Raw genomic sequence first — 13059 nt, forward strand, 5'->3', positions numbered from 1 at the left:
TTTATCAGGAGCTTAGATTTTCTTGAGATCAATCAAGATCTGACGGGTCGTCAGGACTTGATCTTGAAGATGCAACCCCAACAGAAAGCGCATCAATTGTTTACTTTCAGCAAGAGTTACCGGATCAGAAAAATGGCCAACTGCAATATTGAGCAGAGATTGACCACTCAAAACTGGCCAGTGACCAGGGTCATCCGCCTGTACTGGTCTTACCCCTCTTTCAGGCTGGTAAACATACTGCAGGGATGGCTCAGGTTTATCTTGGGTCTCTACACAATGGTCTAGGGCTGCGGCATAACCGGTTTCTTGTAATAGCGCTAACTCAAAAGGACGCAAAATTTCTTCTAAGCCCTTAGACTCAAACTCGAGATTAGAAAGGGCTGTAATCGTTTCTGTATAGCGGTCGTAAAGTCTTTCATAGTCATCTTCACGAGCCAGGAATTTCACTAGCAGCTCGTTCAGATAAAAACCACATAGAAGCGCATCACCAACTAAGGCAGGAGTTCCACCAACCCACTCCGATTTGGTTAAGGTACGCAGTTCTGACTTACCGCTCCAGGACACCAAGAGCGGCTGAAAACGCTGTAATACGGGGCGCAGCACGGAGTGTGGACGCTTGGCGCCTTTAGCAATCAGAGCCATACGACCATGTTGCCTGGTGAAGACATCTAGGATGAGACTAGTCTCTTTATAGGGAATACTGTGTAATACGAAAGCGGGCTCGTCAACGATCCGGATCGAAGCCATTTATTCCAAACCTTGCGCCCGGAGTTCAGCGCGATCATCTGCCCAGCCGCGCTTGACTTTGACCCAAGTCTCTAAGAAGACTTTGCCATCAAATAATTTTTCCATGTCGATACGCGCATCAGTTGAAATTTTCTTAAGACGCTCACCTTTTTCGCCAATAATCATTGCCTTGTGACTATCGCGATCCACCAGAATGGTGGCCGCAATCCGACGCATCCGACCATCCATTTTGAACTGATCAATGACTACCGTGCTGGTATAGGGCAACTCATCACCAGTAAAGCGAAATACTTTTTCACGCAGAATCTCTGCCGCTAAAAAACGCTCATTGCGATCAGTTAATGTATCTGGGTCATAGACTGCTTCGGCCTCAGGCAGGTAGCCCTCCAAGGTATCCAGCAAGCGGATAATGTCAGGCGGACTTTTGGCACTCATCGGAACAATCTCAGCAAACTCGCACTGATTTTGATCCTCGTGACCACCCAACTCACTCCAAGGACGACTCATTTCTTTCATGAAACTCAATAGCGCTTGATCTCGCTCAGAAGGGGTCTGGAAACGACTATTGAATAAATCCAGCTTATTAAGCACAAGCACTACTGGCAAATCAGCTGGTAGAAGCTTTAATACCTTCTTATCATCCTCACCCCAGTAGCCCGCTTCAATAATGAAACAAGCGACATTCACATCTTGAAGTGCAGTAGTTACTGTCCGGTTAAGCGCTTTATTGAGAGTATTCAGCAGGCGAGTCTGAAAGCCAGGTGTATCAATAAAGATGAATTGGGCATTCTCGCGCGTCTGAATCCCCAAAATACGATGGCGAGTAGTCTGCGCTTTTCGAGAAGTAATGCTGATCTTTTGTCCAACCAAAGCATTCAGCAAAGTCGATTTGCCCATATTGGGTCGGCCAACAATAGCGATAGTGCCGCATCTAAACACAGTTAGCCCTTCAGCTTAAGATTCAATTGCTCTTCACCAGCATCTTGCTTGGCCGCTTTCTTCTTGGCTGCCCTGGTCTTTTTAGGTTTACGCGATTCTTGTGGCAATGCTTTGAGTATGGCAGCAAGCGCCAATTTAGCCGCACCCTGCTCTGCCGCTCGGCGTGAGGCGCCTTCGCCCTTCACAGCAATCTTGAGATTCGGAATTAAACATTCCACTTCAAACTGCTGATTGTGAGCAGCGCCCGTGGTGCCAGTCACGTTGTAGGTTGGTAATGGTAGCTGGTAGCTTTGTAGACATTCCTGTAAAAGCGTTTTGTCATCTTTACCTAATGTTTTAGGGTCAACATGCTGCAAGATCAAGGAATACAGTTTACGTAGACAGGATTTCGCAGAATCAAATCCACCATCCAAGAAAATAGCCCCTGTAACAGCCTCTAAGGTATCGGCCAAGATTGAAGGACGTCGAAAGCCCCCGCTTTTAAGCTCGCCCTCTCCTAAGCGGAGGTAGTCTGATAAAGCAAGTGATTGTGCGATTTCATAAAGCGCTTGTTGCTTAACCAGATTGGCGCGCACTCGAGAGAGGTCGCCCTCATCTAAATCAGAGTACCGTTCGTACAACATCTCAGCGACCACGCAATTGAGAACGGAGTCTCCCAAGAACTCAAGGCGCTCATTATTCTTTTTACTATGACTACGATGTGTCAATGCCTGCGTCAGCAGCTCAGGTTTCTTGAAGGTATACCCCAAGCGCTCTTGCAGCGGACCAATATCGATGACGGCGCGTGCGTTCATGATTTAGTTAAAGCCACCAATACGACCTAGTGAACCTAAATTCAGCCAAACAAAGAAGGCTTTGCCAACAATATTTTGGTCGGGCACAAAGCCCCAATAACGTGAGTCCGCACTGTTATCGCGGTTATCACCCATTGCAAAGTAGCTTCCAGGCGGGACAGTGCAAACTAAACCAGCGTTGACATAGTGACATGCCTCAAAGCCGGGAAAACGTTCGGCAGGGAACAGGCCTGCTGGACGATCAGGATCATTAATAATCTCGTGATGATTGCCGCCAAGATCAGCAGGGAATGATTCGGTAAAACGCTTGGCATAGTGCATGCTCTCCGGATCAAGATAAGGCTCACCGTTGCTATAACTTAATGCTTGGCCATTAATTTTTAAGCGCTTATCTTGATACTCAATAACATCCCCAGGTAAGGCAACAATGCGTTTAATGTAATCAACTGACTCGTCACGGGGATAGCGGAATACCACAACATCACCGCGTTGAGGTGAACCTAATTCAATCACTTTTTGATTGATTACAGGCAAACGAATGCCATAGGTGAATTTATTCACCAAGATGAAATCGCCAATCTGCAAAGTCGGAATCATCGAGCCCGATGGAATCTTGAACGGCTCAACAATGAAAGAGCGCAGGATAAATACAGCGCAAATCACAGGAAAGAAGCTAGCGGTGTACTCGAGCCAGAGTGGCATGCGCTCAACTCCAGCAGCACGACGTTGTGGTGCGAAATGTAATTTATCAGCGACCCAGGCAATCCCGGAGATGATGACGAGGATGAAGAGAATCAGTGCGAAGTTCATTAATCATCCACCTGCAATATGGCAAGAAACGCCTCTTGAGGAATCTCTACGTTACCAACCTGTTTCATGCGCTTTTTACCCTCTTTCTGTTTCTCTAACAATTTCCGTTTTCGAGAAATATCACCGCCGTAACACTTTGCTAAGACGTTCTTCCGCAGGGCCTTCACATTTTCGCGGGCCACAATATTGCTTCCAATCGCCGCCTGAATTGCAACATCAAACATTTGACGCGGAATAATGCCGCGCATTTTGGCAACAACCTCACGGCCCCGATGTTGGCTATTACTGCGGTGAACGATGACGGATAAGGCGTCAACACGCTCACCATTAATCAAGATATCGACCTTCACTACATCGGCAGGACGGTATTCTTTGAACTCATAATCCATTGAGGCATAACCTCTTGAGATTGACTTCAGACGATCAAAGAAATCCATCACAATCTCAGCCATCGGTAACTCATAGGTCAACTGCACCTGTCTGCCTAGGTAATTCATGCCAGTTTGAATACCGCGCTTACCGACACACAAAGTAATAATCGAACCCACATACTCTTGTGGCATATACAGGTTGACAGTGACAATCGGTTCAAAAATCGTATCGGTCTTACTGGGCTCGGGCATCTTAGAAGGGTTATCCACCATCACGATTTCGCCATCAGATTGCTTCACCTGATAGACCACTGTTGGCGCAGTCGTAATCAGATTCATTCCATACTGACGCTCTAAACGCTCTTGCACAATCTCCATGTGGAGCAAACCTAGGAAGCCACAGCGGAAGCCAAAACCCAGTGCTTGAGAAACTTCTGGCTCATACAGGAGTGAAGCATCGTTCAGCTTGAGTTTCTCTAAAGACTCGCGCAACTGATCGTATTCACTGGCCTCAACTGGATACAGTCCCGCAAAGACTTGTGACTTTACTTCCTTGAAACCGGGTAAGGGGTCAGGCGAAGGAGTGCGGCCCTGCTGACCGGGCGCATGAGTCACAGTGTCGCCGACCTTAGCAGCCTTCAACTCTTTAATGCCGGCGATGATGAAACCCACCTGTCCTGCGGAGAGTTCCGGGCGATCGATCGATTTAGGGCTAAATACTCCAACATGCTCAACTAAGTGCGTTGAGCCATTGGCCATCAATGTAATTTTGTCTTTAGGCTTTAGGGTGCCATTCACGACCCGCACCAACATCACGACGCCGACATAGTTATCAAACCACGAGTCGATGATTAAAGCCTGCAAGGGAGCAGATGCATCCCCTTTCGGAGGCGGCACACGGCGGATCATTTCTTCGATCACATCAGCTACACCTAAGCCAGTTTTTGCAGAACAGGTGACCGCATCAGTTGCATCAATTCCAATGACATCTTCAATTTCTTGTTTGGCACGTTCAGGATCTGCCTGGGGCAAATCAATCTTGTTGAGGACTGGTACCACCTCAACACCCAGCTCAATTGCGGTGTAACAGTTAGCCACGGTTTGAGCTTCAACACCTTGACTCGCATCTACTACTAAGAGCGCACCCTCACATGCCGAAAGTGATCGACTTACTTCATAAGAAAAGTCAACGTGTCCTGGGGTATCAATAAGATTAAGGTTGTATACCTTGCCATCTTTGGCTTTGTAGTTCAGTGCGGCTGTTTGCGCTTTGATGGTGATGCCGCGCTCTCGCTCGATATCCATCGAGTCCAGAACCTGCGCTTCCATCTCACGATCTGAAAGTCCACCGCACAACTGAATAATACGATCAGCCAAGGTGGATTTGCCGTGATCAATATGGGCGATGATAGAAAAATTGCGGATTAAATCCATGGCGTCTTGTTAGCTCAATCAAAAAACGCCTTGTCAGAACGCACCACAATGATGCGCTGCAAAAAGCCGTCTTATTGGAATTGTAATGGGTGAACCTAAACCCAGCCCGAAGCTGGATTTAGAGGTCAAAAAAGGGCTATTTTGGCCTTACAGGGATCACTAGGGTGCTATCAGCTCGGCGGACAAAAACTGGCACAGCCCTATTAGAATCAAGCCCCTTGACCAGGGACTCAAACTGCTTGACCCCGGTAATATCGCTATCGGCAACTCTCACAATAATGTCTCCAGGCCGAATACCCGCACGTGCCAAGGGGCCATCCACCAGACTGGTCACCTCAACCCCAGATCTCAGGCCCATATCTTTTTTCTTGGTATCAGACAATTCGGTAACAGCAACCCCAAAGCCATTATTGCTTGCACTTGAGTTATTGCTAGGACTTTCTGATTTCTTGAGAGCGCCTGAGTTATTTTCAGTGTCCGACACTGTAATACTCAATTCACGGGAGGCTCCTTTACGCCACACCTGAACGCTAGCTACAGTGCCAGGACGTGTGTCCCCTACCACTCTGGGTAAATCGCTGGCTTTATTGATGTCACGCCCATTGAAGCTCAAAATGACATCGCCCGCCTCCATGCCACCAATTGCTGCAGGACCACCAGCTTCTACATTGCGGACATATGCTCCACGAGGCTTACCCAGACCCAAACTCTCGGCCACTTCTTTAGTCATATCACCTAAAGCCACACCAATTCGACCTCGAACTAATTTGCCATTGGTCCGCAGCTGATCGGCAACACGCATCGCTTCATCAATCGGAATCGCAAAAGAGATTCCCATATAACCACCAGAGCGACTAAAGATTTGGGAATTAATGCCGATGACTTGACCCGCGGTATTGAGCAAAGGTCCGCCTGAGTTACCGGGATTAACCGCTACGTCAGTTTGAATAAACGGCAAGTAATCACCAGTATCTCGACTCTTTGCCGAGACAATGCCAGCAGTAACGGTGTTCTCCAAGCCAAAGGGTGAGCCAATCGCCAAGACCCACTCGCCTACACGCACTTTAGATGAGTCACCCAATGGAAGTCGGGGCAAATCATGGGCATCGATTCGAACCACAGCAACATCAGTGCGCTTATCCATTCCCAATAATTTGGCTTTGAATTCGCGCTTGTCTGTGAGGGTCACGTAAATAGTTGTGGCACCCTCTACGACGTGGGCATTCGTCAAAATCAAACCGTTTGAATCAATGACAAATCCCGATCCTACGCCACGCTCAGCCTCTTGTGGCTTTCCCGAGTTAGGTTGCTGGGGTTTTGGTGCATTTGGAATTCCTGGGATGGGCACCCCAAAGAAGCGGCGAAAGAATTCAGCCTGATCTTCAGGCATGCCTGGAATACCACCTTGTGCTTGTTGCACTACGACATTTTCAGTTGTCCGAATGTTCACTACTGCAGGACTGGCGCGCTCAACCAAATCAGCAAAGTCAGGAATAGTGACGCGGGGATTTTGCGCCAAGACGCTAGGAGAGAAAAATGCCTGTCCCAAGACAAGAGCAGCTAAAAATGCGATTGAAAACTTTTTCATCATGCCCTAAACCTACTGAGTTAATGCCAATGCAGCCAATATCAATTGAATATTAGTTTACTTTGCCAAAAACCAGTGAGCCGTTAGTACCCCCAAAGCCAAAATTGTTTTTCAGGGCGTAATTAATCTTCATATCCCGCGCTGTGTTGGCACAGTAGTCCAAATCACATTCAGGATCTTGATTAAAGATATTAATGGTGGGGGGAGATTTTTGATGATGCAAAGCGAGGATCGTAAATACAGACTCTAAGCCGCCAGCACCGCCTAAGAGGTGGCCAGTCATCGACTTGGTAGAGTTAATGACCGCTTTCTTAGCATGATCACCTAAAGCCGCTTTGATCGCTTCAGTCTCATTCTTATCACCTAGCGGCGTTGAAGTACCGTGGGCATTGAGATACTGAATCTGATCGGTATTTAAACCTGCATCACGAATCGCATTGATCATGCAGCGACGGGGGCCATCCATATTGGGCGCAGTCATATGATATGCGTCGCCACTCATACCGAAGCCAACGAGCTCACAGTAAATCTTGGCGCCACGCGCTTTTGCGTGTTCGTATTCCTCAAGAACAACAACGCCAGCACCTTCTCCCAATACAAAACCATCGCGGTCTTTATCCCATGGACGCGAAGCAGTTGCAGGATCATCGTTCCGGGTTGAAAGTGCGCGGGCAGCAGCAAAACCACCAACACCCAATGGTGAAATCGTTGACTCTGCTCCGCCAGCAACCATAACATCGGCATCACCGTACTGAATTAAGCGTGCTGCTAAACCAATACTATGAAGACCAGTGGTGCAAGCAGTCACTGCAGCAACGTTGGGACCTTTGAGACCAAATAAGATACTCAAATGGCCGGAGATCATATTAATGATCGAGCCAGGCACAAAGAAAGGTGAAATGCGACGGGGTCCGCGAGACAAGTACTCTGCATCTGTCTCTTCAATTAACGGTAAACCACCGATACCGGAGCCGACCATCACGCCTACTCTCTCGGCATTAGCGTCATTAATCTCTAAACCGCTGTCTCGAATAGCCTGTGTACCGGCAGCAATCCCGTAATGGATAAAGGTATCCATATGGCGTGCCTCTTTGGCAGAGACGTACTCTTCTACATTGAAGTCTTTGACCTCGCCAGCAAAATGCACTCCCAGAGCTGCGTGATCAAATTTCGTGATGGTAGCAATGCCCGACTTGCCTGCAAGCAAGTTAGACCAAGCTACATCGACTGAATTACCGACAGGTGAAATAAGACCTAAGCCGGTAACTACTACCCGGCGTCGGCCATTTGATGCTGACACGAAAATACCTGAACTCGGGAATTAACCCTGAGCTTTAGATTTAGCGAAGTCGATCGCGAGCTGAACGGTGGTGATTTTTTCGGCTTCCTCATCAGGAATTTCAATACCGAATTCATCTTCCAAAGCCATTACTAACTCAACAGTGTCAAGAGAGTCAGCGCCTAGGTCATTCACAAAAGAAGATTCATTCTTGATATCTCCTTCAGCGACGCCCAATTGCTCAGCGACGATTTTCTTAACGCGTTGTTCGATGTTATCCATTAAGTCCCCCAAGGGTTGTAAAAAAACGATTTGAGGATTTTATCAGCTTGTTGGACTAAATCAGCAAATCCGCTAAAACCCAATAAAATCCATAGCTTAGCGAGATCAGGCTAAATAGAGCCCGCCATTGACGTGAAGCGTATTTCCAGTGATGTAAGCTGCCGCGGGCGAAGCCAGGAATACAACTGCTTGCGCAACATCCTCTGGAGTCCCCAAACGGGCCAAAGGAATATTGGCTTTCAGTGCATTTTGTTGCTCTTCGCTCAGAGCGCGAGTCATATCCGTATCGATAAAGCCGGGCGCGACACAATTCACCGTAATGTTACGGCTGCCAATTTCTCTAGCAAGGGCGCGGGTCATGCCGGAGACCCCTGCCTTAGCAGCAGCATAGTTTGCCTGGCCTGGGTTACCCATATGCCCCACGATCGAGGTGATATTGATAATTCGGCCAGCACGAGCCTTCATCATCGGACGCAAAACCGCTTGTGACAATCTGAAAACTGCGCTCAGATTGGTATCAATCACATCTGTCCATTCCTCGGACTTCATGCGCATCGCTAATTGGTCTTTGGTAATGCCAGCGTTGTTAACCAATATATCGATCCCACCAAATTCTTTAACAATCAAATCGATGATCTCTTCACAAGCCTTTGAATCAGTCACATTTAGAGCCATGCCCTTACCACCATTCGACTTCAGACGGGCATCAATCGCCTGAGCTCCCGCCTCAGTCGTAGCTGTACCGATCACCTTGGCACCAGACTGCATTAAGGCATCCGCAATCGCTTGGCCAATACCACGCGACGCTCCAGTTACTAAAGCAATTTTTCCGTTGAGATCAAGATTCATATTCTTTTATATTCCGCAATCAATGGTCCACTAGTAGTTTATTTCACAATCTTTAATGCTTCTTGCAAGCTGTCTTCATCAAACATCGGCAGACCGGTGACTTGATCATTAATCCGTTTGGCCAAACCAGCCAATACTTTTCCAGGGCCACATTCAATTACCTGAGTGATGCCCTGATTGGCCATCAGATTGATGGTTTCGTGCCAGCGAACCGGTCGAGCCGCCTGGCGCACCAAGGCATCTTTAATGGCGACAGGATCGTTTAAGACTTGGACATCTACGTTATTCACAACAGAGATGCTTGGGGTATTGAAAACAACACCACTCAAATAGGTCTGTAATTTTTCGGAGGCTGGTTGCAGTAGTGAAGAATGAAACGGCGCAGAAACAGGCAATGGCAAGGCACGCTTAGCACCAGCCGCCTTCAAGAGCTCACAGGCCTTCGTTACCGCGTTGCTTGAACCTGCAATCACCACTTGCCCAGGGGCATTGAAATTCACAGCCTCGACTATCTGGCCAGAGACTTTACTAGCCTCGACACAAACCTGCTTTACGATCTCATCATCCAGACCCAAAATTGCCGCCATACCACCGGTACCTACTGGTACCGCAGTCTGCATTGCTTCAGCACGGAAGCGCACCAAGGGCACTGCATCTTTGAATGCAATGACGCCAGCAGCAACTAAGGCAGAGTACTCACCCAAGCTGTGACCCGCCATGATGGTGGGCGCAGAGCCGCCCTCTGCTAACCAAGCGCGATAGAACGCTACCCCAGCCGTCAACATAACGGGTTGGGTATTGGTGGTTAAAGACAATTCCGGCGCAGGACCTTCAGCAATCAGTTGAGCCACATCCTCACCTAAAGCATCTGAGGCCTCTTGCAAAAGGGCCTTCACCTCAGGGCGATGCGCAATGGTGTTTAACATACCGACCGATTGAGAACCTTGGCCAGGGAAAATGAATGCAAAAGTCATTTGATCAATCGATGTATGGAAATTTAGTATTTAAGAACGACTGCGCCCCAAGCGAAACCGCCGCCGACACCCTCTAATAATAAATGTTGGCCTCGCTGTATTTGACCAGAACGTACACCTGCATCTAATGCAAGCGGTATGGAGGCAGCAGAAGTATTACCGTGCTCATGCACTGTGACAATCACTTTATCCATCGACATACCCATCTTGCGGGCTGTGCCTTCCATGATCCGAATGTTGGCTTGATGTGGTACCAACCAGTCGATTTGCTCTGGCTTGAGCCCTGCTTTGTCGATAGCCTCGATGGCGACTTGCTCAAGCACCTTAACGGCCAATTTGAATACCGCCTGACCATCCATAGTCATAAAGGCTGAACCCTCAACCCCACCTCGAACCGCTCTGCCTGGTACGCACAGAATGTCACGTTGACTACCGTCTGCATGTAAAGCACTCGATAGAATTCCTGGCTCTGGAGAAGCTTCAAGTACTACTGCACCAGCACCATCGCCAAAGAGCACACAAGTCGTGCGATCGTTAAAATCCAAAATACGAGAGAAGGTTTCTGCACCGATGACTAACACTTTTTTGTAAGTGCCCGTCCGAATAAAAGCATCAGCTATCGCCAATGCATAAGAAAAACCTGCACACACTGCTTGCACATCGAAAGCAGCGCATTGGTTGTGTGCACCTAGCTTATCCTGAACCACGCAAGCCGTGCTTGGGAAACCACCCAGATGATCAGGAGTAGATGTAGCCAAAATAATGAGATTGATTTCTTGAGCAGAGCTCTTAGCACTTTCTAAAGCAGCCTGCGCTGCTTTGACTGCAAGATCACTAGTGAGTTCATTTTCAGCAGCAAAATGACGCGCAGAAATTCCACTACGGGTAAAAATCCATTCATCACTCGTTTCTACTCCGCTCTTTGCCAAGCGTTCAACCAGATCTTGATTGGTCAGGCGTTGTGCTGGCAGATAACTGCCGGTTCCTGCCACCCGAGAATACATACTCATGCTTTAGTCTCCGCCACAAAGTCCTGTGCAATTCTTGCTACCATCTTATTCTTCGCTGCTTCATATGCACGATCTAAAGCAAAACCAAAGGCAAACCGGTCGGCTGAGCCATGACTTTTGATCACGCAACCGCGCAAACCTAACAATACAGCACCGTTATAGCGTCGATGATCTACGCGCTTACGGACTCTCAGCAAGGGCACCATGGCACAGATCGCCATGATTTTGGTCATGAGTGAGCGATTAAACTCTTCACGAATCAAGCCGCTCATCATCTTGGCCAAGCCTTCACTCGCCTTCAAAACCACATTACCAACAAAGCCATCACATACTACGATGTCGGTTGTGCCTTTAAAGATGTCGTTACCTTCAACGTTGCCGTAGAAATTCAGCTTGCTTGCACGCAAAAGTTCAGCGGTTTGTTTAACTACCTCATTACCTTTAATGACTTCTTCGCCAATATTCAGCAGTCCAATGGAAGGACGATCTTTACCGTCAACCACTTGAACCATCACGCTCGCCATTTGCGCGAACTGCAATAAATGCATAGGCTCACAATCAGCGTTCGCACCTAAATCCAGCATCGTCGTACCGCGCCCCAACTCATTAGGAATTGCAGTAGCGATAGCAGGACGGTCTACTCCATCGAGCGTTTTCAGTACATAACGAGAGATCGCCATCAAAGCGCCCGTGTTTCCAGATGAAATCACAGCGTCGGCCAAACCTTCCTTCACTTGCTCGATTGCGACACGCATCGAAGAATCTTTTTTACGGCGCAAGGCTACCTCGATTGGGTCGTCCATCAAAACAACTTCGCTTGCAGGAACAATTTGAATCTGCTCTAAAAGCGTTTTGGAATAGGGTTTTAAGGCGAGCTTCAGCTGCTCAGGGTCTCCAACTAAGGAGATTCTGACATCAGGGTGTTTTTCAAGGAAATCGCAGCAAGCGGGAACGGTAACCACGACCCCATGGTCTCCGCCCATGGCATCAATAGCGAGAGTGACACTCATAAGCTGATTGAATACTGCAATTGAGTATGTTCAAGAAAAAAGCGGCTTTAAAGTGAGCCGCTTCGATCTTTTTAGACTAAAAAATTAGTCGTTTTTAGTTTTAACAACCTTACGACCACGGTAGTAGCCATTTGGCGAAATGTGGTGACGTAAATGCGCCTCGCCTGTGGTGGCTTCTACAGCCGTAGCAGGTGCGGACAGGAAATCGTGTGCACGGTGCATGCCACGTTTGGAAGGTGATTTTTTATTCTGTTGGACGGCCATATTGAACTCCTAAGCAAGGCAATATTCTAGCATAGAAAACCCCCTAAATGCTTGATTTATTGGCAATTTGCCATCAAGACACCCTTCACTCCATGGTCCTCCTTAGGAACTTTTCTTCATATTTTTCAATATGTTAAAGGGATTTTCTCGCTTTTCAGCAGGGCCTCCCTCTGTCTCATTGGCGTCACCATAGGACAGATGAGCCTGACAAACTCCCTCGGAATGCTTTGGAATTAAAGGCAAGGAAAGCAGAATTTCATCCTCAATGGTTTCGAGTAAGTCAAAGTGCTGGGAGGCTACCAAGGGCTCTAGCTCATCATCCTCAATCGGATAGGCATCTGCGTCTGCCTCGCTTGCTAGCAGCAGAAATTGGCGCTTTTCAACTAGATCCACAGCAAAAGGCCTAAGACAACGCTGACAGATCAAATGCAACTTCCCATTCAGGCTTAAATCCAAAATCGGGTTAGGCTCGCTTCCGGGCGAATGGGTAAAGCGACTCTGAACTGACCAAGTAAAACCATCCCCTTCAGCAATCTCAGAAACCTCCTTAGCCACTCGGGCTAGGGCTTTGATTGGTAAAAATCCTGACCCTTGATAGGTCTGAGGGGCGCAAAAATCGATTTTGCGCAACGCATTGGGTTCGCCAGATAAGACCACTTGAGGTAAAACTTGATTACGATTCATGACATCAGTCTAAATGAAGGCAAG

Annotated in this window: 14 protein-coding genes; all 14 read right to left on the minus strand. The window is 47.9% G+C overall.

Features of this window, described 5'->3' with window-relative positions; all coding sequences use genetic code 11:
* Positions 1–12 precede the first annotated feature (12 nt).
* The gene (gene recO, locus ICU98_RS06255) at positions 13–747 is read right to left on the minus strand and encodes a DNA repair protein RecO (RefSeq protein ID WP_215335919.1); all 735 of its coding nucleotides are present in this window, start codon (positions 745–747) and stop codon (positions 13–15) included.
* Complete coding sequence (gene era, locus ICU98_RS06260) at positions 748–1644, minus strand: GTPase Era (RefSeq protein ID WP_251365419.1); 897 nt, start codon at positions 1642–1644, stop codon at positions 748–750.
* Between the two features lie 44 nt (positions 1645–1688).
* Positions 1689–2480, minus strand: coding sequence for a ribonuclease III (gene rnc, locus ICU98_RS06265; protein WP_371818423.1), 792 nt, complete (start codon positions 2478–2480; stop codon positions 1689–1691).
* Between the two features lie 3 nt (positions 2481–2483).
* Positions 2484–3290, minus strand: a complete 807-nt coding sequence (gene lepB, locus ICU98_RS06270) for a signal peptidase I (protein ID WP_215351436.1) — start codon at positions 3288–3290, stop codon at positions 2484–2486.
* Entirely contained in the window at positions 3290–5095 is a 1806-nt protein-coding gene (gene lepA / locus ICU98_RS06275) for a translation elongation factor 4 (RefSeq protein WP_215351439.1), read from the minus strand. The genes lepB and lepA overlap by 1 nt, the downstream gene beginning before the upstream one ends.
* Before the next feature lie 136 nt (positions 5096–5231).
* On the minus strand, positions 5232–6686 hold the full coding sequence (locus tag ICU98_RS06280) for a DegQ family serine endoprotease (RefSeq protein ID WP_215351442.1): 1455 nt from the start codon (positions 6684–6686) through the stop codon (positions 5232–5234).
* A gap of 49 nt (positions 6687–6735) precedes the next feature.
* On the minus strand, positions 6736–7983 hold the full coding sequence (fabF, locus tag ICU98_RS06285; protein ID WP_215351445.1) for a beta-ketoacyl-ACP synthase II: 1248 nt from the start codon (positions 7981–7983) through the stop codon (positions 6736–6738).
* Positions 7984–8004: 21 nt separating this feature from the next.
* Complete coding sequence (gene acpP, locus ICU98_RS06290) at positions 8005–8244, minus strand: acyl carrier protein (RefSeq protein ID WP_028819177.1); 240 nt, start codon at positions 8242–8244, stop codon at positions 8005–8007.
* A gap of 105 nt (positions 8245–8349) precedes the next feature.
* A complete protein-coding gene (gene fabG / locus ICU98_RS06295; protein WP_215351448.1) occupies positions 8350–9093 on the minus strand; it encodes a 3-oxoacyl-ACP reductase FabG in 744 nt (247 codons plus the stop codon).
* A 38-nt stretch (positions 9094–9131) separates the two neighbouring features.
* A complete protein-coding gene (gene fabD / locus ICU98_RS06300; RefSeq protein WP_215351451.1) occupies positions 9132–10067 on the minus strand; it encodes an ACP S-malonyltransferase in 936 nt (311 codons plus the stop codon).
* Between the two features lie 23 nt (positions 10068–10090).
* Positions 10091–11077 carry a beta-ketoacyl-ACP synthase III gene (locus ICU98_RS06305; RefSeq protein ID WP_305849374.1) on the minus strand — a complete coding sequence of 329 codons (987 nt, stop codon included), beginning with the start codon at positions 11075–11077 and terminating at the stop codon, positions 10091–10093.
* A complete protein-coding gene (plsX, locus tag ICU98_RS06310) occupies positions 11074–12087 on the minus strand; it encodes a phosphate acyltransferase PlsX (protein WP_215351453.1) in 1014 nt (337 codons plus the stop codon). The genes ICU98_RS06305 and plsX overlap by 4 nt, the downstream gene beginning before the upstream one ends.
* Before the next feature lie 84 nt (positions 12088–12171).
* Complete coding sequence (rpmF, locus tag ICU98_RS06315) at positions 12172–12351, minus strand: 50S ribosomal protein L32 (RefSeq protein ID WP_112204698.1); 180 nt, start codon at positions 12349–12351, stop codon at positions 12172–12174.
* A gap of 102 nt (positions 12352–12453) precedes the next feature.
* Positions 12454–13035 (minus strand): DUF177 domain-containing protein, encoded by a 582-nt coding sequence (locus ICU98_RS06320; protein WP_215351456.1) that lies wholly within the window; start codon positions 13033–13035, stop codon positions 12454–12456.
* Positions 13036–13059: the final 24 nt, after the last annotated feature.

Source organism: Polynucleobacter sp. MWH-P3-07-1, from assembly GCF_018687555.1.
In the GTDB taxonomy this organism is placed as follows: Bacteria; Pseudomonadota; Gammaproteobacteria; order Burkholderiales; family Burkholderiaceae; genus Polynucleobacter.